The following is a 26,737-nucleotide window of genomic DNA, read 5'->3' as shown; positions in this document are numbered from 1 at the left end:
TTCTCTCCTTTACAGCTTCATTCCCATTCGGCTTTTGTATCGTTTAATCAGCATTTGGCAATCAACACTGACGACGCCTTCAAGCGGATACAGCCGTTTTGTTAAAAACTCTTCCATTTCTTGATCATTCGCGAAGATTCCATGCATGTGCAGTTTGCTTGGACCTGTCATGTGATAGAGACTGGTAACCGCAGGTTCTTCCTCAAGCTTAAGCGCGACATCCTCTAAAAATTGCGGTTCGACTTCGACATTGAAAAACACGGATACATGGATGCCGATTTTTGCGGGATTAATGACAGCGGTGAATTTTTCAATGACACCAGCTTCGATTAAATGGTTAATTCGAGTCTGGACAGCAACCCGTGACAAATCGACTCTTTTGCCAAGATCCGTATAAGATATTCTGCCTTCCTCGTGCAAAATTGTGAGGATCTGCTTGTCAATCTCATCCAGAACAAGGTTGGGGATTTGATAGTCATGACTATGACTCAATTGTTCCACCTGCTTTCGTAGCCTTTTACATTGTATTTTATCATAAAAATTACGTTTAGAAAGTTCGATTTGATTATTGTTTTCGAAATGAATGAAATAATGATTTTTTAATTTCGGAACGGAAAAAGTTTGTCAGTTTATCTTCCGAACCTATAGAGGCATGGCACCAAGCCTCCTTATACTGGAGAAAATCTCTAAAAAAGGGGGATGCGTGATGAACAAATCTGTCATTGGTACAAAACAAATGGTTGTCAGCCCGCATTATCTCGCTTCTCAAGCCGGAAACCAAATATTGGACAAGGGAGGAAACGCATTTGACGCCGCCGTTGCTGTGAGTGCTTGTCTGGCAGTTGTGTATCCGCATATGACGGGTCTTGGAGGGGATTCCTTTTGGCTGACCTTTCACGAGGAAACGAAGGCGGCAAGAGTCTACAATGGCAGCGGCCGTTCAGGAAAAAATGTCACGAGAGAAGTATACAAGGGAAAAAGCGCGATTCCGCTGAGGGGAATAGGCAGTGCCATTACAGTGCCGGGGATGGTTGATAGCTGGGATGCCGTATTGAAGGAGTACGGACGTATGTCTCTTGCAGAGATTATGGAGCCTGCACTCGACTATGCCCAAAATGGTTTTCCAGTATCAACTGATCAGTGCCGTCACACAGAAACGAATCTTGAGCTGTTGGCTTCCACGCCTTACACGGCCGAGATTTTTACAAGAAGCGGCAAAGCGCCTATTCCGGGAGAGCGATTTGTGCAAAGAGAGCTGGCAGAGAGCATGAATATGATTGCCGAGAAAGGAAGAAGCGCCTTCTATGAAGGAGATATCGCGCAGCGGATGGTCTCGTATGTACAGCATAATGGCAGTTACATGACACTCGATGACTTTAGAGCGCACCGAGGCGAGTGGATGGAGCCTGTATCAAGTGATTACCGAGGATACAGTGTGTACCAAGCGCCGCCGAATTCTCAGGGATTTACCGGTTTGTTAACTTTGAACATTCTGGAAAACTATGATTTTACTCACATTGAGCATGGGTCGTTCGAGTATTATCATGTGCTTGTGGAAGCGCTGAAAAAGAGTTTTGTAGATCGGAATGCCGTTCTGACTGATCCGGCGTTTGCTGATATTCCGCTTGATAAGCTTTTGGACAAAAGCTATGCGAAACGATTGGCGGTAGAAATCGGTCATATGGCGGGACCGGCAGAAAGCAGGCCGGTGGGAAGTGATACGGCATATGCGGCCGTCATCGATGCGGAAGGCAACGCAGTGTCATTCATTCAAAGCCTGTACTTTGAATTTGGCTCGGTAGTTACTGCGGGTGATACAGGCATATTGCTGCAAAACCGCGGGTCATTTTTCTCATTAGATCAAGATCATGTCAATACGCTTGAACCTAGAAAACGCAGCTTCCATACACTTATGCCGGCTATGGTCTGCAAAGACGGGAAACCGAAAATTCTGTACGGCACACAAGGCGGTGAAGGCCAGCCGCAGACCCAAACGGCGATTATTACCAGAATGCTGGACTATGGAATGCACCCTCAGCAGGCGATCAGCGAACCGCGCTGGGTGTGGGGAAGAACATGGGGAGAGGAATATGAAGGTCTCAGAGTCGAGGGCAGAGTCTCAGAAGCAACCATTGAAAGACTGCAAGCCAGCGGACATTTTGTTGAGGTTGTCGATGACTATGATTCGCTCATGGGACACGCAGCAGCCATCAAAGTTGATGAAGAAGGCTTCCTTCAAGGCGGAGCCGATCCGCGCGGAGATGGAATAGCTGTGGGAATATGAGATATTAAAAGAAAATACAAATATAAATAAAAACGGTTAGAAAGAGAGCGGTGCCAAATAAATAGTATACATACTGCTTCTCTTCACGCTTATATTTCCACTCCATAAATGCACGAAAACCATTCATCAAGAATAGATATAAGATAAGCATATTCTCTGGAGGAAAACGAAACAAGGAAAAACCAAATAATATGAGCAAGAGGATGTCCAGCAGTCTATGTATGCTATTGACAGGTTGATACCACCGAGGCGGTTTAGGGATTCCCAGTTTTTTTTGGATATAGCTATAAAAAGCAATCGTGATAAAAAGAGTGGTCAGCATTACAATCAAAAAATGAGTGCCTTCCATTTCAATCCCTCCTTCTTACCTTCTCATTCATAAACACCCGGAGATTTATCCGGGCGTTTTTTAACGAAAACAAGGTCTTATTGACTAGTTTCTTCTATTTAAATAGTCCTCCTTATTTTAACTCGGACGAATCAGCGTAAATTCTTCGCCCAGCTTCGCATAGTGGTTTCCCGCCAACCTTGAGGCAGGCTTTAATTCATCCGCCAAAACATACCCTTTTTCCGCATCATACACCTTTTCATCGAGGTGGAAGCAGACCACTCTGCCGATAAGCAAATCTGCTGTGGTCACACCTTGGTCATTATCAAACGTGATATGCCGCTCTAATGTGCATTCAAATCGAATGCGTGCTTCCTTAATGCCGGGAACTGAAACGCTTTTGCTTTCGACGGAATGAAGCGAGGTGCGCGTGAGTTCGCTTTCGTCCGGCCCTATGCTTGCCGCCGTTTCATTGATATCTTCAATAATAGCTTCATCACTGACATGAACAACAAATTCTCCGGTTTTTACTGCGTTTCGGGCAGTATCTTTTTGACGTCCTTCGGTTCTGTTAACAGAGACACTGAGAAGCGGAGGATCTGAACTGACCACATTATAAAAACTGAAAGGTGCGGCATTTACCGCTCCGTTTGAAGAAAGGGTGGTTACAAATGCAACGGGACGGGGAATGACAGCACCTGATAATAGCTTGTATGTGTCTTTGGCATTAAGCTGATCCGCTTTAAATATGTACATAGCAACAACCGCCTTTATGATTAGAATACCTTGATTATAACGAAATGGTTTCAAGGAAACCAAATGATGCGGGTTGCATATGTTATGTCATGGCATATATCTAATAAAGGGAAAATTGAAAAATAGGCTCCGTGCATTTGCCGGCAGCCTATTGAGATGAAATTTCTGTTTATTTGTATTTCTTTTTGACTACCCAGCAATTGCCGTCTTTCCAGAACTCTTTTTTGCTATGATAATCATCTTCTTTTTTGTAGTGTTTCTTATAGGATTTTTTCTTATGGGAGCAATATGGTTTTTTCTGTGTGCGGCATGACTTTTTATAGCTGCGAGATTTTTTCTTGTGGGAACAGTATGACTTCTTATAGCTGCGAGATTTTTTCTTGTGAGAACAGTATGACTTTTTGTAGCTGCGAGATTTTTTCTTGTAAGAACGGTATGACTTTTTGTAGCTGCGAGATTTTTTCTTGTGAGAATATGACTTTTTATGGCTGCGAGATTTTTCCTTGTGAGAGTATGACTTTTTATGGCTGCGGGATTTTTTCTTGTGAGAATATGACTTTTTGTAGCTTTGATATTTTTTCTTGTGAGAGCAGTATGCTTTTTTGTGGCTTAGATATGTTTTCTTACGAGAACTGTATGACTTTTTGTAGCTGCGAGATTTTTTGTGAGAACAGTATGATTTTTTGTAGCTGCGAGATTTTTTGTGAGAGCAGTACGATTTTTTGTAGCTGTGTGACTTCTTATGAGAAGAGTATGACTTTTTGTGAGAGTGGTGCGATTTTTTATGACTGCATTTTTTTCCATGAGGCTCTTGATACAAATAGTCCTTTAACCCTTCTTTTTTTGCAGATTTCACCGCTTTTTTGATGTCAGAATGGGAATAGTGGCCCAATTTGATATCCTCCTTTTTAAAAATGATGTTAAGGATGAAGATCCTTACTACACTCATAGTACGCACGGTTTAAAAAAGTGTATAAGTGTTCCGCTGATATCTCACAAAAATAAAAGCCTAAAATTTGTTAGGAGGATCATGGATGAAGAATCAATCTAATTTGCCGCTTTATCAGCTGTTTGTTCATCCGAAAGATTTGCGTGAATTAAAAAAGGACATATGGGACGATGAGCCAGTGGAAGCTGTGTTGAAGGTCAATCAAAAAAGGATGGATATTGACATCGCTTATCGGGGCTCCCATATCAGAGACTTCAAAAAGAAGTCATACCATATTTCGTTTTACCAGCCGAAAACTTTCCGCGGCGCACGAGAGGTTCACTTAAATGCGGAGTATAAAGATCCTTCCATGATGAGAAACAAATTGTCTCTGGATTTTTTTGCTGAGCTTGGGACGCTGTCTCCAAAGGCAGAGTTTGTGTTTGTGAAGTTGAATGGGAAAAATGAAGGGGTTTATCTTGAACTGGAATCCGTCGATGAATATTATTTAGCGAAAAGGAAGCTGGCGGATGGTGCGATTTTTTACGCGGTAGATGATGATGCTAATTTCTCTCTGATGAGCGACTTAGAAAGGGAAACAAAGACGTCGCTTGAGCATGGATATGAAAAGAAGACAGGGACTGAGGAAGACGATTTTTATTTACAGGATATGATCTTCAAAATTAATACTGTCCCTAAAGCTCAATTTAAATCAGAAGTGACAAAACATGTAGATGTAGATAAATATTTGCGCTGGCTCGCCGGCATTGTATTCACCTCAAACTATGATGGCTTTGTCCACAACTACTCATTGTACAGAAGCAGTGAAACAGGATTATTTGAGGTGATTCCTTGGGATTATGATGCGACTTGGGGCAGGGATATCCATGGGGAGCGGATGGCTGCCGATTATGTAAGAATTCAAGGATTTAATACACTAACCGCCCGGGTTTTGGATGTACCCGAATTTCGCAAGGCCTATAAGCATCTGTTAGAAAAAACGCTCCAATCTCTTTTTACAATAGAATATATGAAACCGAAAATAATGGCGATATATGAGAAAATCAGGCCGTTTGTTCTGATGGACCCATATAAAAAGAATGATATTGAGCGTTTTGACCGTGAGCCAGATGTGATTTGCGACTATATTATAAAAAGAGCTGATTACCTCAAAAGTGAGCTTGATCTTTTATCCTGATGATAAACGGGCGGATTCCGGAGAACGGAGCGCCTTTTTTATTTATCGTTCATTTAATGATTTGGATATTTCGACAAACTTCCTTAATACAGGGTTTTGGCTGTCTTTTCGATATGCGATCACCCATTCCGCTTTGAGCTGAAAATGATCAACGCTGCGATACGTGACATCCAGATTAAACAGCCTTCTGGCCGAGGAGGGGACAATGGTAATGCCGATGCCCGCTGTTACCAGCCCAATCACCATTTGATATTCTGTCGCTTCTTGAACGATATTCGGCACAAAACCTGCGTCTTCACAGAGCTTTGAAAAGTCGTTATATAGTGTGGGCCACGCTTCTTTGGAAAGGGTGATAATCGGTTCGTCTTCCAAATCGGTAATGTCAATTGATTCTTTTAATGCAAGCGGATGCTGCTTCGGCAATGCCAGGATGCATGGACTGCTCTGGGTTTTTTCAATTTGTAGCTCGGGATGCTCTAATGGCGGATGGAGAATGCCGATATCGATATTTCCCTTGAGTAAATCCTCCTGCTGCCGATAAGAAACGATTTCTTTCAGTTCAATTTTTACAGATGGGAACTTTTTTCGGTATTCCCGGATGATCGGCGGCAGAAATTCATAGGTGGCTGATCCGACAAAACCAATAACGAGATGCCCGTGTTCGCCCCGGTCCGTCCGCTGGGCAAGTTCAATTCCTTGACTGATTTGCATCAAAGCTGACCGGCAGTGATTTAAAAAGATTTCGCCAGCCGCGGTTAGCTCAACAAATCGTTTTGTCCTCTTTAAAAGTGTCACCCCGACTTCTTCTTCCAGTTGTTTGATCTGCTGGCTGAGGGGAGGCTGTGTCATGTTCAGCCGCCGGGCAGCTTTTCCGAAATGAAGCTCTTCGGCTACTGCGATAAAGTATTGAAGATGGCGAAGCTCCATTCAATATGCATTCCTTTCCATAGGTTAATAATTCGTAATACATATTAATCATAAGGCGAATCGATATTGGAGGTCAATTTCCAAAGAGTGTATAGTGAAAAGTATCACAAGAAATATTTAAAATTTTATGTTTAAAATGCATAATAAGGAGTGAGGGTGTTGACAAAAGCAACAAAAGAACAAAAATCCCTTGTAAAAAGCAGAGGGGCGGAGCTTGTTGTTGATTGCTTAGTGGAGCAAGGTGTCACACATGTATTTGGCATTCCAGGTGCAAAAATTGATGCGGTATTTGACGCTTTACAAGATAAAGGGCCAGAAATTATCGTTGCTCGGCATGAACAAAATGCAGCATTTATGGCGCAGGCAGTCGGGCGTTTAACTGGAAAACCGGGAGTTGTGTTAGTCACATCAGGACCAGGTGCTTCTAATTTAGCTACAGGGCTGCTGACAGCAAACACTGAAGGTGATCCTGTTGTTGCACTAGCTGGGAACGTGATCCGTGCAGATCGTTTCAAACGGACACATCAATCTTTGGATAATGCGGCGCTATTTCAGCCGATTACAAAATACAGTGTAGAAGTTCAAGATGTAAAAAACATACCGGAAGCTGTTACAAATGCATTTAGGATAGCGTCAGCAGGTCAGGCTGGGGCCACTTTTGTGAGCTTTCCGCAAGATGTTGTCAATGAAGTTACAGACGCAAAAAACGTGCGTGCTGTCGCAGCGCCAAAACTTGGTCCTGCTGCCGATGATGCAATCAGCGCGGCCATTGCAAAAATCCAAACAGCGAAACTTCCTGTCGTATTAGTCGGCATGAAGGGCGGAAGACCGGAAGCGATTAAAGCAATTCGCAAGCTGTTGAAAAAGGTTCAGCTGCCATTCGTGGAAACTTATCAAGCTGCAGGTACTCTTACGAGAGATTTAGAGGATCAATACTTCGGCCGAATCGGACTATTCCGCAACCAGCCGGGCGATCTTCTGCTTGAGCAGGCTGATGTTGTTCTGACAATAGGCTACGATCCAATCGAATATGATCCGAAATTCTGGAATGTCAATGGAGACCGGACAATCATTCATTTAGATGAAATTCTGGCAGATATTGATCATGCTTACCAGCCGGAGCTGGAGTTGATCGGCGATATTCCATCTACGATCAATCATATCGAACATGACGCTGTGAAAGTGGACTTTGCTGAACGTGAGCAAAAGATCCTTTCTGACTTAAAACAATATCTTCATGAAGGTGAACAGGTGCCTGCTGATTGGAAATCAGACAGATTGCATCCTCTTGAAATCGTGAAAGAATTGCGAAACGCAGTCGATGACCATGTTACAGTAACGTGCGATATCGGTTCACATGCGATTTGGATGTCACGTTATTTCCGCAGCTATGAACCATTATCATTAATGATCAGTAACGGCATGCAAACACTCGGCGTAGCGCTTCCTTGGGCAATCGGCGCTTCATTGGTGAAACCGGGAGAAAAAGTAGTATCCGTCTCTGGTGACGGCGGTTTCTTATTCTCAGCAATGGAATTAGAGACAGCAGTCCGTTTAAAAGCACCAATTGTACACATTGTATGGAATGACAGCACATATGACATGGTTGCATTCCAGCAATTAAAAAAATATAATCGTACATCTGCGGTCGATTTTGGAAATATCGATCTCGTGAAATATGCAGAAAGCTTCGGAGCAACTGGCCTGCGTGTAGAATCACCAGACCAGCTGGCAGATGTACTGCGTCAAGGTATGAACGCTGAGGGTCCTGTCATCATTGATATACCGGTTGACTACAGTGATAACGTTAATTTAGCAAGTGATAAGCTTCCGAAAGAATTCGGGGAACTCATGAAAACGAAAGCTCTCTAGCACTCACTCTGCGCGTCACCACCTGTTTTATAAACAGAACCAAATAAAAGGAGTGAAGGGAATTATGAAAGGCGAAAGCAATACTCAAGTGCTCAGCCGCGGCCAGAAAGATCAGCCTGTGAGCCAGATTTATCAAGTATCAACAATGACTTCTCTTTTAGATGCAGTATATGACGGAGATTTTGAACTGTCAGAGATTCCAAAATACGGAGACTTCGGTATTGGGACCTTTAATAAGCTTGATGGTGAGCTGATTGGATTTGACGGTGAATTTTACCGTCTCCGATCAGACGGAACTGCGACACCGGTCCAAGACGGAGATCGTTCTCCATTTTGTTCATTTACGTTCTTCACACCGGACATGACGCACAAAATTGATGCGAAAACAACACGTGAAGAATTTGAAAAAGAGATCAACAGCATTCTGCCAAGCAAAAATTTATTTTACGCTATCCGCATTGACGGATTGTTTAAAAAAGTGCAGACAAGAACGGTAGAACTGCAAGAAAAACCTTATGTGCCGATGGTTGAAGCTGTCAAAACACAACCGATTTTCAACTTCGACAATGTGAGAGGAACGATCGTAGGTTTCTTAACACCTTCCTACGCTAATGGAATCGCTGTTTCTGGCTATCACCTGCACTTCATTGACGAAGAACGCAATTCAGGCGGACACGTTTTTGACTATGTGCTTGAGGATTGCACGGTTACGATTTCTAAAAAAATGAACATGAATCTCAGACTTCCGAATACTGCTGATTTCTTTAATGCGAATTTGGATAATCCTGATTTTGCTAAAGATATCGAAACAACTGAAGGAAGCCCTGAATAAAGAAAAAAGAAAGCCTCCTGTGCGGAGGCTTTCTTTTTATTTGAAACTTTTACTGGCTTTGGATAAAATAACGCCAAAAGGGTAAGGGTGTGGTCTGATGAAAGTATTGGTTTTAGCAGTTCATCCTGATATGGAAAACTCAGTTGTTAATAAAGCATGGACAGAGGAATTAAGTCAACATGACAATATCACAGTACGGGAGCTTTATAGGGAATATCCCGATGAAGCGATAGATGTTGCGAAGGAGCAGCAGTTGTGCGAGCAATACGACCGAATTGTCTTTCAATTTCCGCTTTATTGGTACAGTTCTCCGCCCCTCTTGAAAAAATGGCAGGATCTTGTGCTGACGTATGGCTGGGCCTACGGTTCAGAAGGAAACGCCTTGCATGGTAAGGAACTGATGCTGGCTATTTCAACTGGCGCCGAAGCAGAAAAATATCAGGCTGGCGGGGCTAATCATTACTCAATCAGTGAGCTTTTGAAACCATTTCAGGCTACGAGCAATCTGACTGGTATGAAATACCTCCCGCCATATGTGTTCTATGGCGTGTCTTATGCCAGTGTGGAGGATATTTCTCTCAGTGCAAAACGGTTAGCCGATTACATTCAGAAGCCTTTTGCTTAAAAGAAAGCCCTGGCCGGCATGCGGCAGGGCTTTTTATGATTAAAAATCCGGAAGCTCGGACAGGTTATTTTCTTTTATGCCGTCCGGTTCACTTCTCAAAATGTCACGTCCATATTTATAAAAAACATCAACATGAGCGAGTTTGCCCGCTTTTGCTTCTGAAAGCGCAGTGGGATAGTCAAGCTCTCTTCCCTCGTTTGTTTTTACTGCAATAATATTATTTTCTTCATTTCTTTTAACGGCGATAATTTCTTCTTTTTCGGAAATAGTTTGCTGGTCGGCAAGTTGTTTGCCGGGTTTTATACGATTCATACGCCGCTTCAAATTGATTCATATTCACACCTCCAATATGTAACGTGAGCAAAAATGTCGATAATCATGTACGGTTTCGACACAGCTTATGACAATATTTCCTGAGAAATATCTTGGAGATGTGACAAATCTATACATAAATAAAAGGGATTCCGTATAAAAAGGAATCCCTCTGAGTTATTTTGTCATGTGTAAATCCTTTGTTTTCATATAACCTGTCGCACCGCCATAATCAACATTCACCCAGTTAAAATCAAAACCGCCTTTTTTCGTTTTACTCCAGCCTAAAAAAGAAACGCTTGTGCCTGCGGGGATAGTCTTGATGCTTTTTCCTTCAGCAGATGAATATACCTTTGTTTTTGTTTTGGTTTTTACGGTGGTCGCTGCTTTTACAATGTAATGAGTAGAGACAAAGCCTGTTTTTCCGTTTTTATAATGAACCTTTGCCCAGTCAGCGTTTGCGAAGGAGATCAGCTTTAAGCTGTCGCCTAAGTGCAGCGTATCGGCTTTCTTGCTTGATGCGGAAGCCTTTTGTCTGACATTTAGCGCCTCTGCTGACACCAAATAAGAATCAATCGGATAGCTATATAAATCATCAATACTTACAGCTGTGTCTGGCTGTTGTGCATGAATCGTGCTTGCGCCCCCTGCAGAAGCTGCAGTCATTCCGGCTGCAAGTGCTAAAGTTGATAGTATTTTTGTTGTTTTGTTCATTTCGTTCCTCTCCTCACGTAAGAGAAATAATTTTCATTTTATATCCCTATTCACGTTTTCACAGATTCCTAAACATCAAAAAAGATCAGATGAACATCTGATCCGCAGCCATTATTTTTATGTTTTTCGTTCGACAGGCTTTCACTTGTTGTCCGCGCAAAACATTATCGGCTGCTTCTATGGCCGGTTTACCGATCAATTCAGGCTGCTGAGCGACAGTGGCTGAGAGCTTTCTATAGAAGTGGGAATGGATTTTGCAGCCCTGCATCTGTGATCACAACTTTGTCAGTATAGCCAGGGGCGGCTAACAGCTTGGTAAGACGGCCGTCAGTATGCTGTTTTTCAGGACAGCAGCTCTTCAATTTCATTTCTTGTGGGCATTCCGCCTTGCGCACCGAAGGAACAGACGGAAAGGGAGGCGGCACGATTGGCAAACCGCAGTGCGGCATCAATGTCTTTTCCCTCAGCCAGTGCCACAGCAAAGGCTGCGTTAAAGGTATCTCCGGCTCCGGTTGTATCAACGGGCTCAACAGGGAAGGACGGGATGAGACGCTCCCTGCTTCCGGCTGAATAGCGGACGCCTTGTTTTCCTTCCGTAATAAAGAGCTTCGCCGGATAAAGCGCCAAGGCTTCGGAAACGGTAAGATCAGGAAATAAGAGTGATGCTTCGTGTTCGTTCGGCGTGAGATAGGTGGCATGATCAATTGTTTCTTGTTTCAACGGGCGGGCTGGTGCCGGGTTTAGCATGATCGGAATGTCATGAGAATGGCAGTAACTGCACACCTCATCAACCGTTTCTTCCGGAATTTCCTGCTGAATCAGGACCATGTCGGCTTTTTCAATCTGTTCAAGCGCGTTTATCGCATATGAAGGAGTGATGTCATCGTTTGCCCCTTTGATGACGACAATGCTGTTATCACCTTCAGCAAGCACAATATGGGCGGTTCCGCTTTCTTTATGTGTAACCGATTCGATATAGTCTGTGCAAACGCCATTTGCTTTTAAGTTATTCAAAATGGCTGTTCCATAATGATCATCTCCAACCTTGCCGACCATAAACACATGTGCTCCGAGTCTTGCAGCAGCAACGGCCTGATTTGCTCCTTTACCGCCGGGCACCGTTTGCAACGATGTGCCAAGCACCGTTTCTCCAGCTTTTGGGCGTTTGTTTGAGGTGACCACTATATCCATAGAACAGCTTCCAATCACACAAATATTACGCATCATGATCTTCCTTTCTTGTCGTCTTTCTTCTTATATAGGTGCAGGCATTTGAATCGCCATTTCTGTCAGCGCCTGTTTTTTGATGGTGCCCAAAAGCAGCTCGCTTTGCGCAATGTCGTCATAGCCGAGAATTTTAATGTCCTTCGGCACATTTTTTGCGCGATCTAATGCTTCATGTAATACTGCAGCGGCTTTAATATCATTACTCGCTATCGCATCATCTGTCTCATGATAAGCGGCAAATAGCCCTTTCGCCATTGATTACGAGCTTTTAGAAGAAAAGAAAGCCGTCTCAGTGACCTGAAAATCAATTCAGCCTGCTGTAAGGTCTCCAAAGCACCGTTTAACATGGGCGGGACCTCTCAGAAGAGCGATGAGCCGTCTTTTTCCGTGAGTGATGGTTTTGCTGCTAATTTTCCTCCTGTACAATCGTCACTGGACACAGAAGGAGCGCCTTCAGGTTTTCTGCCAAAAAAATGACTGGATGCTTTATGCCGCTGTATTCCTCAAGATTCGGGTAATTCATCGTTGCGGCAATAGTGCCTGCAACATAATTTTGCTAAAAGGGTTGAAGGTACTCAAGTTCTTTTTTAATTACTATTGTTGAAGATAAGGTGATATCCTTCTCGATTCAATTCATCCTCTGCGCCGCGTGCCAGCTGCGGGAAGAAAGGGTTTTGGCTATATGGGAAAAAACCCGATCAGCCGGGATTCTCTTTTATAAAGGCTTCATTCGGGGAATCATTCAACTTCTTCATCGCCGTTAATTCAGGACGCGGGAAACCATCGCAACTGAAACTCCCGCCGCTCCGGCGACGTCTTTAATTGTAGACAAAAATGTTCCCCCTATTATGTAACCGTTTACGAAAATAGGTTATCATGACCTATTAAAAGTTGGCAATAAAAATATCGAAATCTATTATAAATTGTATACAAAATTATGAAATTTTAAGATTTTCGCTCTTTTTTGACACGATCTTCACAAATTTGGATAAAGAATTCTTGAATAAATATTAAGTTTTATTAAAAATGTTTCAAAATCATGCGTTTAGACCTGTAAACGAGAAAAACGGGGAAAGACTATCCGCTTATAAAATGTTTAATTATGTTAGAGAATACAGACCTCTATATTTAGCAATTTCATATATGATCTCTATAGTCATTTTGAAATAGGACTGCTTTTCCCTCTTCCGTGCAGAAAGGATGACATGATGACCTTGTCCTTAAGAAACAGACGAAACGATTTTGTGTTCATAAGAACCGGAAACACGCATGACAGCAAGAAAAGCTTGATAATCAGGGCTTAAAAAAAGATTGATTTGAAATGCATATTAAATGTAAACAGTGAAGTGAGACTATACGTCCAGAAGCATGTCAGGAGAATAATGAAAGCGCATTCCTTTCGACTTTTAAAAAAAGGGGTAAGGTGTAAGTCCTGCTGTTTTCCAAAAAAAGAAAGCGGATTGTAGGTACAATATCTCTTTCAAAAGAGAAGTTTGGCTCAGTGAATCATGAGCGATTATGTTACATAATGCCGATTGAGAAATCATAGTGATTCTATATACTGATGAATGAATTTACAACAATATAGAAGGAGATGTCGATAAGCAATGTGGTTACTCATTATAGCCTGTGCTGTCATACTGGTCATCGGAATATTAGAAAAGCGACGACATCAGAAGAACATTGATGCCCTCCCTGTGCGAGTGAATATTAACGGCATTCGGGGAAAATCGACTGTGACAAGGCTGACAACCGGAATATTAATAGAAGCCGGTTACAAAACTGTTGGGAAAACAACAGGGACAGATGCAAGAATGATTTACTGGGACACACCGGAAGAAAAACCGATTAAACGGAAGCCTCAAGGACCGAATATCGGAGAGCAAAAAGAAGTAATGAAAGAAACAGTAGAAAGAGGGGCTAATGCTATCGTCAGTGAATGTATGGCTGTTAACCCGGATTATCAAATTATCTTTCAGGATGAACTTCTGCAAGCCAATATCGGTGTTATTGTTAACGTTTTAGAAGATCATATGGATGTCATGGGACCGACGCTTGATGAAATTGCAGAAGCGTTTACCGCTACTATTCCTTATAATGGCCATCTTGTCATTACAGATAGTGAATATACTGAGTTCTTTCAACAAAAAGCAAAAGAACGAAACACAAAAGTCATCATTGCTGATAACTCAAAAATAACAGATGAATATTTGCGTAAATTTGAATATATGGTATTCCCAGATAACGCTTCTCTTGCACTGGGTGTGGCTCAAGCACTCGGCATTGACGAAGAAACAGCGTTTAAAGGAATGCTGAATGCGCCGCCAGATCCGGGAGCGATGAGAATTCTTCCGCTGATCAGTCCGAGCGAGCCTGGGCACTTTGTTAATGGGTTTGCCGCAAACGACGCTTCTTCTACTTTGAATATATGGAAACGTGTAAAAGAAATCGGGTACCCAACCGATGATCCGATCATCATCATGAACTGCCGCGCAGACCGTGTCGATCGGACACAGCAATTCGCAAATGACGTATTGCCTTATATTGAAGCAAGTGAATTGATCTTAATCGGTGAAACAACAGAACCAATCGTAAAAGCCTATGAAGAAGGCAAAATTCCTGCAGATAAACTGCATGATCTCGAGTACAAGTCAACAGAAGAAATTATGGAATTGTTAAAGAAAAGAATGCACAACCGTGTCATATATGGCGTCGGCAATATTCATGGCGCCGCAGAGCCTTTAATTGAAAAAATCCACGAATACAAGGTTAAGCAGCTCGTAAGCTAGGAGGAAACGCAGACATGTTCGGATCAGATTTATACATTGCACTTATTTTAGGTGTGCTACTCAGTTTGATTTTTGCAGAAAAAACAGGAATCGTGCCGGCAGGACTGGTTGTACCGGGATATTTAGGACTTGTGTTTAATCAGCCGGTCTTTATTTTACTCGTATTGTTAGTCAGCCTGCTCACTTATGTCATTGTGAAATACGGTTTATCCAAATTTATGATTTTGTACGGACGCAGAAAATTCGCTGCCATGCTGATAACGGGAATCGTCCTGAAAATCGCGTTTGATTTTCTATACCCGATTGTTCCATTTGAAATCGCGGAATTTCGAGGAATCGGCATCATCGTGCCCGGTTTAATTGCCAATACCATTCAAAAACAAGGGTTAACCATTACGTTCGGAAGCACGCTGCTATTGAGCGGAGCGACATTTGCTATCATGTTTGTTTACTACTTAATTTAATGTAAGGTGTGTCAAACGATGAAAAAAGAACTGAGCTTTCATGAAAAGCTGCTAAAGCTGACAAAACAGCAAAAAAAGAAAACCAACAAGCACGTATTTATTGCCATTCCGATCGTTTTTGTTCTCATGTTCACGTTTATGTGGGCGGGAAAAGCAGAAAAGCCAAAGGTCAAAACGTATGCTGATGATGTTCTCTCAGCCTCTTTTGTCGGCGATATTATGATGGGCCGTTATGTTGAAAAAGTAACGAAACAAAAAGGGGCAGACAGTGTTTTTCAATATGTTGAACCGATCTTTAAAAGCTCGGATTATGTAGCTGGGAACTTTGAAAATACGGTAACGTATCAAAAGGATTATAAACAAGCCAAGAAAAAGATTCATTTGCAGACGAATAAGGAATCAGTGAAAGTCTTAAAGGATATGAACTTTACGGTTCTCAACAGCGCAAACAATCACTCAATGGATTACGGCGTGGAAGGTATGAAAGATACGCTTGGAGAATTTTCAAAGCAAAATCTTGATATCGTTGGAGCAGGATACAATCTGGATGATGCGAAAAAGAAAATTTCATACCAGAAAGTCAATGGGGTGACCATCGCGACGCTCGGTTTTACCGATGTATCTGGAAAAAGCTTTGGGGCTAAAAGGAAAACGCCGGGCGTACTGCCCGCAGATCCTGAAGTCTTCATCCCTATGATTTCAGAAGCGAAACAACGTGCGGACATCGTTGTGGTGCAGTCACATTGGGGACAAGAATATGACAATGATCCAAACGACCGCCAGCGCCAGCTTGCAAGAGCCATGTCTGATGCGGGAGCTGATATCATTGTCGGCCATCACCCGCACGTCTTAGAACCGATTGAAGTGTATAACGGAACCGTCATTTTCTACAGTCTCGGCAACTTTGTCTTTGATCAAGGCTGGACAAGAACGAGAGATAGTGCGCTGGTTCAGTATCACCTGAAGAAAAACGGCACAGGCCGTTTTGAAGTGACGCCGATTGATATCCATGAAGCGACACCTGCACCAGTCAAAAAAGGCAGCTTTAAACAAAAAACAATTATTCGTGAACTCACGAAAGACTCTAATTTCTCATGGAAAGTAGAAGACGGTAAACTGACGTTTGATGTTGATCATAGCGGCAAACTAAAATCTAAATAATCGGAGTGATAAAGATGAAATTTGTCAAAGCCTTTTGGCCGTTTGTTGCCGTAGCTATCGTATTCATGTTTATGTCAGCTTTTAAATTCAATGATCAGCTGACAGATCAGGAAAAGCAGAAGATTGATACGGAAATGCATAAAATTCAGCAGCAAGAAGAACCAAGCAAATAAATGATTCAAAAAAGAGAGTGCCTGATGAGGCATTCTCTTTTTATTTGCCCGGCACATTCATTATGTAAAAAAATCAACAAGTCTCTTAATATATACAAAAAAATACCGATGTTAAGATTGCAAAAAAGAGGAGGAGATAATAAAAGTGAAGACACTAGCAAACTGGAAGAGGTTTTTGCTTGTGGCAGTCATCATTGTTTTTTTTGGTTCAATTATTACAAAAGCGGAAATTGCAGAGGCTGATATGTCATCTGAGCAGATAATCAGCGAAGCAAAAAAACTGCTTGGGTATCAGTATAAATACGGCGGTGAAACGCCGAAAGAGGGCTTCGATTCTTCAGGGTTCATTCAATATGTTTTCAATAAGGCAGATATTCATCTGCCGAGATCTGTGAAGGATCAGAGTAAAGTCGGAACGGCGATAAAGTCTGAAGATGTGAAGCCGGGTGATATTTTGTTTTTCAAGAAAGAGGGAAGCAGCGGGACAATTGCGACGCATAACGCTCTTTATATCGGAGACGGCCAGGTGATTCACAGCACGCAATCAAAAGGGGTCATCATCACCAATTACAAAAAAAGCAGCTATTGGAGCGGCTCTTATCTTGGGGCGAGACGAATCGCAACAGATCCGGCCATTGCGGATGTTCCTGTCGTTCGGGAGGCAGAAAAATATATGGGCATTCCATATGTGTTTGGCGGCAATACACCTTCAGAGGGCTTTGACTGCTCAGGGCTCGTGCAGTATGTGTTTCAGCGGGCACTCGGCATTTATCTGCCTCGATCAGCCGAACAGCAATGGGAAGCGGGCGAAAAGGTGGCGCCTCAGAACATAAAGCCTGGCGATGTCATTTATTTTAGCAACACATATAAATCAGGAATTTCACATGCAGGCATTTATGCAGGCGGAGGAAGGTTTATTCAGGCAAGCCGGTCAGAAAAAGTGACCATTTCCTACTTGTCAGGGGAGTACTGGAAATCGAAGATGACAGGCATTCGCCGATTTGACAACTTGGCAATCCCGAAAGAAAACAAGATCGTTTCTGAAGCTACGCTTTATATTGGAGAAGTTCCTTATAAAAAAGGCGGAGTGTCACCAAAGACTGGGTTTGATACAGCTGGTTTTGTCCAGTATGTATACCAGAAAGCAGCGGGAATTTCCCTGCCTCGGTACGCAGCAAGCCAGTACAAAGCAGGAACAAAGATTAAAAAGGCTGACTTGAAGCCGGGAGACATTGTGTTCTTCCAATCCACAAGCCTGAATCCAGCCATTTATATCGGAAATGGCCAAGTTGTTCATGTCACATTATCAAACGGCGTGACCATCACCAATATGAACACGAGCACGTATTGGAAGGATAAATACGCGGGAAGTATACGGGTAAAATAAGACAAAGACTCCAGAATGCCTGGAGTCTTTTCTTTATGCATATTGGCCGGAGAGAAGCTGGTCAATAAAGTAGGCCACACCATTTTCGTCATTGCTTTTTGTGACGAAGGTGCTTTTTTCTTTTAATTCATCGATCGCATTCTCCATGGCGATACGGTGTCCGGCGACCTCAAACATAGACAAATCGTTCGGACTGTCGCCGATCGCATAAATATCCCGTGTTTCAATCCCATATATGTCAGCCAGCTTTGTCAGCGCGCGTCCTTTTCCTGAATTGGCCGGCAGGATTTCGATAATATGTTTTCCAGAAGTGGTTTGCGCCAGTTTGCTATGATGCTTCAGCTCTTCCTTCGCTTGTTTCAGCTTATCCATATCAAATGAGAAGCAAAGCAGCTTATAAATATTTTCGCTGCCGTCAAAGACCGATTCGATATGAGGAATCGGTTTAATGCCAAACTGTTTGAACTGAGTCATGGCTCCTTGCCATAATTCGTCCGTCTTTTCGTTTGGATTTGCGCTCTTTAGGATATCAAGCTCCGCGTGCAGCTTCGCTTCGCCGTCAAAAGGAGAAAGCAGATAGTCATCTGTATATACTTCAAAGTAAATATGTTTAGACAGTAAGTAATCAGCGATTGCTTTTCCGGCTTCCTGATCCATTAATGTTCGGCTGATTAAACGGTAACCGGTATCGTGGATCGTTCCGCCATTAGCCGCAATGATGGGGATGTCCAAGTCTTTCAGTAATGCTTTTACATCAAATGTAGCCCTTCCTGTGCAAATGGTGACGAGAATGCCGGCATCAACAGCCCGTTTGATTGCCGCTCTGTTTTCTGCAGAAATCACGCTCTCTTTATTCAATAGTGTACCGTCTAAATCAATCGCAATACATTTCATATGCAGGTGGAACCTCCTTAAAAATAAAGCTGCTTGGTGTAGTATGTTCCGCTTTTCTGCGAAACATCATCCATATAAATTAAGGCTAAACGTTACTATGATCATTTTCAACTAAAAAAACGGAATGGCCTTTGCCATTCCGTTAAAATCAGTTATTTAGGGCTTCTTTTAGTTCAGTTTTTACTTTTTCAAGTTTTTCATCATCAAGTTTTAAATAATAAAGTCTTTTTCCTTCGCGAGGGTTGTAGGCATACATGTCTGACCCGGTAAGCTGTTCAGTATCAATTGATTTTAAAGACGTTATAAATGGGAATAATCCGATGGCATCATTTAATGATAAATTCATCTTTAGATTTTTCCCAAGACTATCAACAATATCATCATAGGCTGGAATAGAGCTTAATGATTTAGATTTTTTAATAATTGCATTTAAGACTTCCATTTGTCTTTGGCCGCGTTGAAAGTCTGTATCGGCTTTTCGCGTTCTTACATACGCAAGGGCCTCTTCACCGTCGAGTGTTTGGACACCAGGTTTTAACACAACTTTTCCTTTTGTGTCCTTTTTAATTTGATTAGCAACTTTTTCACTTTTTACATCTACACTTACACCATTTAGCTCATCAACCACATCTTTAAAGGCATTAAAATTACTTTCTACTACATAATCTACTGGAATATCTAGCAGGTTTTCTACTGTTTTTGCCGAGGTTTTTACGCCCCCAAATGCATGAGCATGCGTAAATTTATCATATCCGTATTCTGGAATATTCACATAAGAGTCTCTAGGAATGCTTAGCATTGTAGCTGTTTTGTTTGTTCGGTTAAAGGTAACCAACACATTGGCATCACTTCTAGCATCATTAACTGTCTCACCCTTTGAATCTCTTGAATCAATTCCTAGAAGCAGTACAGTGAAGGAGTCTTTTTTCGGATCAAACTCTTTAATGCGTTTAACGGATTGGCCATTAGCATTTAAGTCAATATGGGCTTGTTTTGACGCATGGTTTAGTTTTACAAAAGCGTAGGCGCCGACAGATCCTACTACAATGACTAGAAAGGCGATTAAACCAACAACAACTTTTACCCATTTTCTCAGTTTTCTCTTTTTCTTTTTGCGTTTTGATCGTTCTTCCATATGTCAATACCTCTCGTTTCTTTACTATTTGTAGCGTACCATTCATTTTGCAGCAGGGCAACTCTTGAATAAACATTTTTCGATAAATATTCCTATATTTATTAGATTCTATTCTTGAAAATAGTTATTTTTGATGTGCGAATCACCTTATATTAGACGCCGCAATAGATAAAACGTTTCGATCATGTTGAAAAAATGCAAGTGAATGATTGGAAATTTATCACCAGCAAGAATGAAAAGGTTTAATAGTCAGAAAAAGAGGCTAAAAGATTTCTAAAAAACGCCACAGACAAATTGATCCCAGCTGATGGAGAAAGGGAGTCATTTTTATGAAAAAGCAGTCAAATATATGGCTTTATTTTTTCGGCGCTCTTGGAGGCGCGTTATACGGGTATGATACTGGAGTGATTTCTGGCGCTATTTTATTTATGAAAAAGGACTTAGGCTTGAGTGCATTTACGGAAGGGCTTGTTGTCAGCTCCTTATTGGTTGGGGCAATAATTGGTTCGGGAGCGGCTGGCAAGCTGACAGACCGTTTTGGAAGAAAAAAAGCCATTATGGCGGCCGCATTGCTTTTTTGTATAGGCGGATTGGGTGTGGCATTGGCTCCGAATACGGGAGTTATGGTGTTATTTCGCATCATTTTAGGATTGGCTGTCGGAACATCGACGACAATCGTGCCTCTCTATTTATCTGAACTGGCGCCAAAACAGAAACGCGGGGCGCTCTCATCGTTGAATCAGCTGATGATCACAGTCGGCATTCTTCTATCTTACATTGTCAATTACATATTTGCAGATGCCGAAGCGTGGCGCTGGATGCTTGGATTGGCCGCTGTGCCGTCGGTGCTCTTGCTCATTGGGATTTTGTTTATGCCTGAGAGTCCCCGTTGGCTGTTCACGAACGGCGATGAGGACAAAGCGAAGAAAATTCTTAAAAAATTGCGTGGTACGAAAGATATTGATCAGGAAATACATGATATTCAAGAAGCGGAAAAGCAAGATGAAGGCGGCTTGAAGGAGCTGTTTGATCCTTGGGTGCGCCCTGCGTTAATTGCGGGCTTAGGACTGGCGTTTTTGCAGCAGTTTATCGGAACGAACACGATCATTTATTATGCGCCAAAAACCTTCACAAACGTCGGGTTTGGAAACTCCGCTTCGATTTTAGGAACAGTTGGAATCGGCACAGTTAATGTTCTCATGACATTAGTAGCGATTAAAATCATCGACAAGATTGGAAGAAAGCCGCTATTGTTATTCGGAAATGCCGGGATGGTGATCAGCTTAATCGTTTTGGCGCTGGTGAATCTCTTTTTCGATAACACACCGGCTGCCTCCTGGACAACTGTCATCTGTTTAGGCGTGTTTATCGTTGTCTTTGCAGTCAGCTGGGGCCCGGTTGTCTGGGTGATGCTTCCTGAATTGTTCCCGCTCCATGTCAGAGGAATCGGGACTGGGGTCTCGACTTTGATGCTGCACGTTGGTACACTGATCGTTTCACTAACCTATCCAATATTAATGGAAGCGATCGGCATCAGTTATTTATTCCTGATTTATGCCGCCATCGGTATGATGTCCTTCTTATTTGTCCGATTTAAAGTGACAGAGACGAAGGGAAAAAGCCTTGAAGAAATTGAACAGGATTTACGAGATAAAAACGGACAGGGCGGTTCGGCTGGAAAACAGCAGACTGTCGAAACATAAAACAGGGTGCGCGTAATCGCGCACCCCGTTGATTGCTCACTTTCCGACTGTCCCGAAATTAACAATATCGAATGAAATATCATACTTGAAATCAGCTTCAGCAAATACTTCATCCCAATGCCCTTTTACTTTATTCCAGTAGTCAGGATATTGAACACGGACTCGTTCAGATAAAAAGACCGGATCAGCTTTATACTCATGCTGCAATTTATCCATCACCTTTTTCACATCACGTTCAAGTTTTTTCTCGAAAATGCGCCCCAGTCTGTTCAAATAGCTTTGACTAAAGGAGTCTTCATTTGGATTTTGGTCTTCTGTGAGGATGCCCTTTGTTTTAACAGAAATATGAAAGACAGGCTTTCCATTTTTAATTTCCGGCTTAATTTTTGTTTTTGACTTGCTTATCTCAAAGGTAATTGGACGTCCTTTGTCTGTCGCCGGCAAGACGCCGCCTTGGATTGTTCCCATGACCCATGTCAGTGGTTGGAGTTCATCAGCTGAAAGAAATCCAATCAGTTTATTGCTGTGGCTTTTAATAATGCCTGCCCCGTCATACATAATTTTTCCCTTTTGTTTTTTCGCCGCTTGGATGAGAAAGCTGTAGTGGTTCTGGCAATAAAGAGAAGCTCTTCCGATTCGCAGAGGCAACATAATTTTTCCGTTATATCCCATGTGAGTTGTCAAATCAATCAGTTTTTCGACAGGCATGGGCTGTTGCTGATTTGAGCTGCCTTTAGCAAAAAGATCACTGGCGTTTCCTCTTGCAGCAATTAAATAACTGCTTCGTCTTAATTCATCATCTCTTATGAAGTGATTTAACACTTGATCAATATTTTGATGTTTCATCAGTTGTTCTCCTAAAAGAATCACTTTCAAGTGATCACTGTAAATAGGAGGATCCTTAATCGATACATCACTGATCGCTTCGAGAATATTTTTCCCATAAGATGTCATATTGATAAACTCAGGCTTTCCCGCAGCTTGGCTGTTTTCACTTTGGGGAAGAAGATTTTGATACATTAATTTATAATGATGATGATCTGTTTCATCGATTGCGAGTCCTCTGGCGAAGGATAGCTTTTCAATATTTTTGACATCCCAGCATCCGCAGAGCGCCTGCAGCATGAGAAACATTGCCGCCAGCTTTATTATTGTCTTCATTGAAGCTGCCCCCTTCCCAGTTTTTTCTGTATCCAGTTCAAAAACCAAATGAAGAATGGGATTGCGATTACAATCAAAAAAGCATATCCAAGAAGTGTCCCGTAATGAAATACGTCATTCAGGCGCTTAGGATATAATGTTAAGAAAAATGTCACAGCCAGCATAGCCGTAAGCAGCCATGCATTGTTTTTATTTTTCAGATGAAAGATTTCCGTTAAACCGATATGGGCGCCTTTAAAGGAGCCAAGCATACAGGCAAATTGCTGGGCGGTCCAGGTCAGCTGTAAGAATACATCAAACCGTTCAATAAAAATGCCTGGAACTTCTAAAGCGTGAATAAGAGAGATGGTAGGCCATGTTACCGTTTTGGCCTCAGCCACAGACATACTGCCAATCACGATTAATAAAGTAATACTGTAAAACACTGTGGAAGTCATGATCCCTAAAGCGACAGCTTTTTTTGCTTGCTTCGGGTTTCTCATAAACGGAATGAGGTACAGAATGATTTCAAATCCTGAGAAATACAAAAGTGTTTTTGGAATTAAATCGAAAAAGCTCTGATAACCTCCCTCAAAAACAGGCCTGATGTAATCAAGCTGGAACAAGCGAAAACTGAACATCAGGAGTATCATAAAAATAACAAGGGTTATAGGAAATATATAAGCATAGACCTTTGAAATCGCATAAACGCCCCCGCCCACATGATAAATGGCAACGGCAAGGAAGATAAACACCACAACAGACATCGGCGTATTTCTCAGCAGAAAGAATCCGACTACCTCTCCCAAAATACGTGCTTGATAGCAAACAATCCCAATGAAATAAAGAGAGATAAACAAATTTAATAAAAAACCCACGAACTTCCCAGCTACAATGCTGTTAAGCTTAAAAATGGTTTTCCCGCTGTTTTTTTGAAGAAAAGGCAAGAAAAGCAGAGCGATGGCAATAAAAATAGGGCCCTGCAGCAGAATGATAAGCCATCCGCTCGGGCTATCGGATTCGGCAGCTGAGCGGGGAAGGGTCAGGACGCCTGCCCCTATCAGTGTGCTGCTGATCATAATCATTGTCTGCATAAATGTCAGTTTATGTTCTGATTTCTTCATAGCGATCACCTTTGTCTAATATTGTCTTCAGGATCATTTCGTGTCGGCCTTCTTTTTAAAAACATAGTAGGAATGCGAATGACTGTATCTTTCAAATCCTGTCCGGGCTGCGCCATGATTGGGATAATGAAATCCTGGCCAAAGCTTTTCAGGCGCATTAAATGGCCGATAACGAAAAGATAGACCATGATCACCCCATACATGCCAAGCGCGGCCGCACTTATCATGACTACAATCCGGATAATCCGCAACGGAAAGTTATAGGTGTATGAAGGAACAGTAAAGGATGCCAATGCGGTAACGGATACCACAATGACCATCAGTGCGCTGACAATTTGTGCCTGTACAGCCGCCTGTCCAATGACAACGCCTCCAATAAGGCCAATCGTCTGGCCGATTGGCTTGGGTAGCCTTAAGCCGGCTTCCCGTATCAATTCAATCGTAAAGATCATGATAAAGGCCTCTACAAAAGGCGGGAATGGTACATTAAGCCGGCTTCCGGCAATCGAAATCGCCATTTTCGTTGGCAAAAGCCCGGGGTGAAAAGAAACGAGAGAAATATACAGACCGGGCAAATAAATCGTGATCAGGATACAGGAATAACGGAGAATACGGATCAGTGACATGGGAATCCAGCGCTGGCTGTAATCGTCGGGTGAATGTATAAATTCATCAACCGTAGTGGGAACCACTAGAGCAAACGGCGTACCATCTACTAAAATGGATACACGTCCTTCCAATAGAGAACTTTGAACCCGGTCTGGCCGTTCTGTACTTAATATCGTGGGAACAATCGAAAAAGGATCATCTTCAATCAGCTGTTCAAGTGTGCCCGATTCTGGCAAATCATCTATCTTGACTGAATCTAGCCTTTTAAACACTTCTTTCACAACATAATCAGGGGCAACATCTTGAATATAAGCGACAGCGACCTTCTTTTTCGTCCTTTTTCCGAGTGTCATTTCCTTTATAACGAGATGAGGATCACCTATCTGATCACGCAAAAGAGCTGTGTTTGTCCGCAGTTTTTCAATAAATCCAATTTTCGGGCCGCGCTCCAAGATTTCAGAGGAAGGTTCTTCAAGACTGCGCGTTTTTGCTGACTTCGTGTCAAACGCTAGTCCACCGCTATAGCCATCCGCAAGCAATACGGCTTGGCCTGCAAAAACGAGCTGTTCTATTTCTTGCATTGTAGAAACAACCTTGTGATGGAAACCGAATAAGAAGGCGGATAGATCTTCAATCGAACTTTCCTTATGGGCTAATGCCTCTTTTTGCAGAGGGGAAATGACGTATTGCGCCAGTATTTTATTCTCTGTCAGACCGTCAATATACAGTAAACAAGCCTTCTGCCTCTTGTCTCCGAATGGAAACGTATAAAACATCATGTCGTCGCTTTGTCCGAATTTTTTTTTCAATGTGTCTAAATTGTTCTGGAGATCAGAGTCGATTTGCATAGTTTCTCTCCTTTAGCCTCAGGTTGACGGTTTTTATTAATTTGTATCAAAAAAGGGGAATTATTCTTATCGAGGAAAAGCTTGAAACAAAGCTTCTTTTCGACATGATATAATAAAAAGGAAACGCTTTCTTTCGAGAGCTGCAAAAGATGATGCTTTGTACATACGTTTGCGGTAGGAAAAAGACAGCTTATACGAGCGTTTGTAAGGGGGATGCACCGGGAAAATAATGAGCAGTTATTGACAGGGGGGGGTACGGATCATGACGGAATCACCGATTTTTCTAACACCTGTGTTTAAAGAAAAAGTGTGGGGCGGCACCGCTTTACGAGATAGATTTGGCTACGGTATTCCTTCAGAAAAAACAGGGGAATGCTGGGCCATTTCCGCTCATCCAAAAGGGCCGAGCATTGTAGCGAATGGCCCGTATAAAGGAAAAACACTGACTGAGCTCTGGGATGAGCATCGGGACGTTTTCGGCGGTGTGGAGGGGGATCGATTTCCGCTTTTAGCAAAGCTGTTGGACGTGAAGGAAGATATGGCCATTAAAGTTCACCCCGACGATTACTATGCCGGCGAAAATGAAGAGGACGAACTCGGCAAGACGGAATGCTGGTACATTATCGACTGTAAAGAAAATGCGGAGATTATTTACGGGCATACAGCCCGCTCAAAAACCGAACTTGTCACAATGATCAATAGTGGTGACTGGGATGGCCTGCTGCGAAGATTCAGGATTAAACCGGGTGATTTCTATTATGTGCCGAGCGGTACAGTGCACGCCTTATGTAAGGAAGCGCTTGTTTTAGAGATACAGCAAAACTCTGACGCCACATACAGGATGTATGACTATGACCGGATAGATAGCGACGGAAGTCCAAGAGAGCTGCATTTTGCCAAAGCGGTCAATGCGGCCACAGTTCCGCATGTGGACGGGTATATAGATGAATCGACTGAATCGAGAAAAGGAGTCACCATTAAAACGTTTGTCCAAGGAGAATATTTTTCGGTATATAAATGGGACATCGAAGGTGAGGCTGAGCTGTCTCAGGATGAAAGCTTCCTGCTTTGCAGCGTGATAGAAGGAAGCGGTTTGCTCATGTATGAAGACAAATCATGTCCGCTTCAAAAAGGCCATCATTTTATACTGCCTGCTCAAATGCCCGACTTTACAGTGAAAGGAACATGTACACTGATCGTGTCTCATATGTAAACGATTTGAGCACTCGGCTGACTGCCGTGTGCTTTTTCTATGTATGTCAAAAGCAAAAAAAAGATTACGGTAAGGTGCTAAAGCTTGTCATCGC

At 42.4% G+C, this 26,737-nt stretch carries 24 protein-coding genes and 3 pseudogenes; 12 read left to right on the top strand and 15 right to left on the bottom strand.

Annotated elements, in window-relative coordinates; translation table 11 throughout:
• Nucleotides 1–9: 9 nt before the first annotated feature.
• Nucleotides 10–492 carry a chromate efflux transcriptional regulator ChrS gene (gene chrS / locus AAGG74_RS12255; protein ID WP_162103913.1) on the bottom strand — a complete coding sequence of 161 codons (483 nt, stop codon included), beginning with the start codon at nt 490–492 and terminating at the stop codon, nt 10–12.
• A gap of 214 nt (nt 493–706) precedes the next feature.
• On the opposite strand from chrS, the gene ggt reads away from it, so the two are divergent.
• Nucleotides 707–2,284, top strand: a complete 1,578-nt coding sequence (gene ggt / locus AAGG74_RS12250) for a gamma-glutamyltransferase (RefSeq protein WP_429675649.1) — start codon at nt 707–709, stop codon at nt 2,282–2,284.
• Between the two features lie 4 nt (nt 2,285–2,288).
• Here the strand turns inward: ggt and AAGG74_RS12245 are convergent, their stop codons facing one another.
• The 3 genes from AAGG74_RS12245 to AAGG74_RS12235 all read right to left on the bottom strand — a co-directional run bounded on the left by AAGG74_RS12245 (nt 2,289) and on the right by AAGG74_RS12235 (nt 4,260).
• The gene (locus AAGG74_RS12245) at nt 2,289–2,633 is read right to left on the bottom strand and encodes a DUF4181 domain-containing protein (RefSeq protein WP_429675647.1); all 345 of its coding nucleotides are present in this window, start codon (nt 2,631–2,633) and stop codon (nt 2,289–2,291) included.
• Nucleotides 2,634–2,750: 117 nt separating this feature from the next.
• Complete coding sequence (locus AAGG74_RS12240; protein WP_162103916.1) at nt 2,751–3,368, bottom strand: flavin reductase family protein; 618 nt, start codon at nt 3,366–3,368, stop codon at nt 2,751–2,753.
• 169 nt (nt 3,369–3,537) lie between these two features.
• Complete coding sequence (locus tag AAGG74_RS12235; protein ID WP_429675645.1) at nt 3,538–4,260, bottom strand: CotG/ExsB N-terminal domain-containing protein; 723 nt, start codon at nt 4,258–4,260, stop codon at nt 3,538–3,540.
• A gap of 142 nt (nt 4,261–4,402) precedes the next feature.
• Here AAGG74_RS12235 and cotH point away from each other — a divergent pair, with 142 nt between their 5' ends.
• Nucleotides 4,403–5,494 (top strand): spore coat protein CotH, encoded by a 1,092-nt coding sequence (gene cotH / locus AAGG74_RS12230; protein WP_162103918.1) that lies wholly within the window; start codon nt 4,403–4,405, stop codon nt 5,492–5,494.
• Nucleotides 5,495–5,536: 42 nt separating this feature from the next.
• On the opposite strand, the gene alsR is transcribed toward cotH, so the two are convergent.
• Nucleotides 5,537–6,421 carry an acetoin biosynthesis transcriptional regulator AlsR gene (alsR, locus tag AAGG74_RS12225; RefSeq protein WP_162103919.1) on the bottom strand — a complete coding sequence of 295 codons (885 nt, stop codon included), beginning with the start codon at nt 6,419–6,421 and terminating at the stop codon, nt 5,537–5,539.
• Between the two features lie 159 nt (nt 6,422–6,580).
• Between alsR and alsS the strand changes: the two genes are divergently transcribed.
• The 3 genes from alsS (at nt 6,581) to AAGG74_RS12210 (ending at nt 9,750) form a co-directional block, all read left to right on the top strand.
• Nucleotides 6,581–8,293 carry an acetolactate synthase AlsS gene (alsS, locus tag AAGG74_RS12220; RefSeq protein WP_162103920.1) on the top strand — a complete coding sequence of 571 codons (1,713 nt, stop codon included), beginning with the start codon at nt 6,581–6,583 and terminating at the stop codon, nt 8,291–8,293.
• A 64-nt stretch (nt 8,294–8,357) separates the two neighbouring features.
• On the top strand, nt 8,358–9,125 hold the full coding sequence (budA, locus tag AAGG74_RS12215) for an acetolactate decarboxylase (protein ID WP_429675642.1): 768 nt from the start codon (nt 8,358–8,360) through the stop codon (nt 9,123–9,125).
• A gap of 97 nt (nt 9,126–9,222) precedes the next feature.
• On the top strand, nt 9,223–9,750 hold the full coding sequence (locus AAGG74_RS12210; protein WP_429675640.1) for an NAD(P)H-dependent oxidoreductase: 528 nt from the start codon (nt 9,223–9,225) through the stop codon (nt 9,748–9,750).
• Nucleotides 9,751–9,789: 39 nt separating this feature from the next.
• Here the strand turns inward: AAGG74_RS12210 and AAGG74_RS12205 are convergent.
• From AAGG74_RS12205 to AAGG74_RS12185, 5 genes and pseudogenes are all read right to left on the bottom strand, one after another.
• Nucleotides 9,790–10,084, bottom strand: a pseudogene (locus tag AAGG74_RS12205) (DUF3892 domain-containing protein).
• Nucleotides 10,085–10,239: 155 nt separating this feature from the next.
• Nucleotides 10,240–10,776: an SH3 domain-containing protein gene (locus AAGG74_RS12200; protein WP_429675638.1), complete on the bottom strand. Its 537-nt coding sequence runs from the start codon at nt 10,774–10,776 to the stop codon at nt 10,240–10,242.
• 85 nt (nt 10,777–10,861) lie between these two features.
• A pseudogene (locus AAGG74_RS12195) lies at nt 10,862–11,011 on the bottom strand (hypothetical protein); the annotation flags it as partial.
• Nucleotides 11,012–11,118: 107 nt separating this feature from the next.
• Nucleotides 11,119–12,000: a ribokinase gene (gene rbsK / locus AAGG74_RS12190; protein ID WP_429675637.1), complete on the bottom strand. Its 882-nt coding sequence runs from the start codon at nt 11,998–12,000 to the stop codon at nt 11,119–11,121.
• Nucleotides 11,993–12,835 (bottom strand): annotated as a pseudogene (locus tag AAGG74_RS12185) (LacI family DNA-binding transcriptional regulator). The gene rbsK and the pseudogene AAGG74_RS12185 overlap by 8 nt, the downstream one beginning before the upstream one ends.
• Before the next feature lie 775 nt (nt 12,836–13,610).
• Between AAGG74_RS12185 and pgsB the strand changes: the two are divergent.
• The 5 genes from pgsB (at nt 13,611) to AAGG74_RS12160 (ending at nt 17,977) form a co-directional block, all read left to right on the top strand.
• On the top strand, nt 13,611–14,792 hold the full coding sequence (gene pgsB, locus AAGG74_RS12180) for a poly-gamma-glutamate synthase PgsB (RefSeq protein WP_162103926.1): 1,182 nt from the start codon (nt 13,611–13,613) through the stop codon (nt 14,790–14,792).
• 14 nt (nt 14,793–14,806) lie between these two features.
• Nucleotides 14,807–15,256 (top strand): poly-gamma-glutamate biosynthesis protein PgsC, encoded by a 450-nt coding sequence (gene pgsC, locus AAGG74_RS12175; protein WP_003227889.1) that lies wholly within the window; start codon nt 14,807–14,809, stop codon nt 15,254–15,256.
• Nucleotides 15,257–15,274: 18 nt separating this feature from the next.
• Nucleotides 15,275–16,417 carry a capsular polyglutamate synthetase PgsA gene (gene pgsA, locus AAGG74_RS12170; protein ID WP_429675635.1) on the top strand — a complete coding sequence of 381 codons (1,143 nt, stop codon included), beginning with the start codon at nt 15,275–15,277 and terminating at the stop codon, nt 16,415–16,417.
• Between the two features lie 14 nt (nt 16,418–16,431).
• On the top strand, nt 16,432–16,590 hold the full coding sequence (edmS, locus tag AAGG74_RS12165) for an extrachromosomal elements maintenance protein EdmS (RefSeq protein WP_162103928.1): 159 nt from the start codon (nt 16,432–16,434) through the stop codon (nt 16,588–16,590).
• Between the two features lie 145 nt (nt 16,591–16,735).
• Complete coding sequence (locus AAGG74_RS12160) at nt 16,736–17,977, top strand: C40 family peptidase (protein ID WP_429675633.1); 1,242 nt, start codon at nt 16,736–16,738, stop codon at nt 17,975–17,977.
• A 33-nt stretch (nt 17,978–18,010) separates the two neighbouring features.
• Here AAGG74_RS12160 and ywtE read toward each other — a convergent pair whose 3' ends face one another.
• Both ywtE and AAGG74_RS12150 read right to left on the bottom strand, forming a co-directional pair.
• Nucleotides 18,011–18,871 (bottom strand): 5-amino-6-(5-phospho-D-ribitylamino)uracil phosphatase YwtE, encoded by an 861-nt coding sequence (gene ywtE, locus AAGG74_RS12155; RefSeq protein ID WP_429675632.1) that lies wholly within the window; start codon nt 18,869–18,871, stop codon nt 18,011–18,013.
• 148 nt (nt 18,872–19,019) lie between these two features.
• On the bottom strand, nt 19,020–20,006 hold the full coding sequence (locus tag AAGG74_RS12150; RefSeq protein ID WP_162103931.1) for an LCP family protein: 987 nt from the start codon (nt 20,004–20,006) through the stop codon (nt 19,020–19,022).
• 329 nt (nt 20,007–20,335) lie between these two features.
• On the opposite strand from AAGG74_RS12150, the gene AAGG74_RS12145 reads away from it, so the two are divergent.
• Nucleotides 20,336–21,709 (top strand): sugar porter family MFS transporter, encoded by a 1,374-nt coding sequence (locus AAGG74_RS12145; RefSeq protein ID WP_162103932.1) that lies wholly within the window; start codon nt 20,336–20,338, stop codon nt 21,707–21,709.
• 36 nt (nt 21,710–21,745) lie between these two features.
• Here the strand turns inward: AAGG74_RS12145 and gerBC are convergent, their stop codons facing one another.
• Genes gerBC through gerBA form a run of 3 tightly spaced genes read right to left on the bottom strand, consistent with a single transcriptional unit; the run spans nt 21,746 to nt 25,430 of the window.
• The gene (gene gerBC, locus AAGG74_RS12140; protein WP_429675631.1) at nt 21,746–22,870 is read right to left on the bottom strand and encodes a spore germination protein GerBC; all 1,125 of its coding nucleotides are present in this window, start codon (nt 22,868–22,870) and stop codon (nt 21,746–21,748) included.
• On the bottom strand, nt 22,867–23,973 hold the full coding sequence (gerBB, locus tag AAGG74_RS12135; RefSeq protein WP_429675630.1) for a spore germination protein GerBB: 1,107 nt from the start codon (nt 23,971–23,973) through the stop codon (nt 22,867–22,869). Before gerBB ends, gerBC begins: the two co-directional genes overlap by 4 nt.
• A gap of 5 nt (nt 23,974–23,978) precedes the next feature.
• The gene (gene gerBA / locus AAGG74_RS12130; protein ID WP_429675629.1) at nt 23,979–25,430 is read right to left on the bottom strand and encodes a spore germination protein GerBA; all 1,452 of its coding nucleotides are present in this window, start codon (nt 25,428–25,430) and stop codon (nt 23,979–23,981) included.
• Nucleotides 25,431–25,692: 262 nt separating this feature from the next.
• Between gerBA and manA the strand changes: the two genes are divergently transcribed.
• A complete protein-coding gene (gene manA / locus AAGG74_RS12125; RefSeq protein ID WP_429675627.1) occupies nt 25,693–26,643 on the top strand; it encodes a mannose-6-phosphate isomerase, class I in 951 nt (316 codons plus the stop codon).
• The last annotated feature ends 94 nt before the right edge of the window (nt 26,644–26,737 follow it).

It is taken from the genome of Bacillus mexicanus, assembly GCF_050445615.1.
Lineage (GTDB): Bacteria > Bacillota > Bacilli > Bacillales > Bacillaceae > Bacillus > Bacillus mexicanus.
Note: the sequence above shows the minus strand (reverse complement) of the source record. Positions and strands in the feature narration are given on the sequence as shown.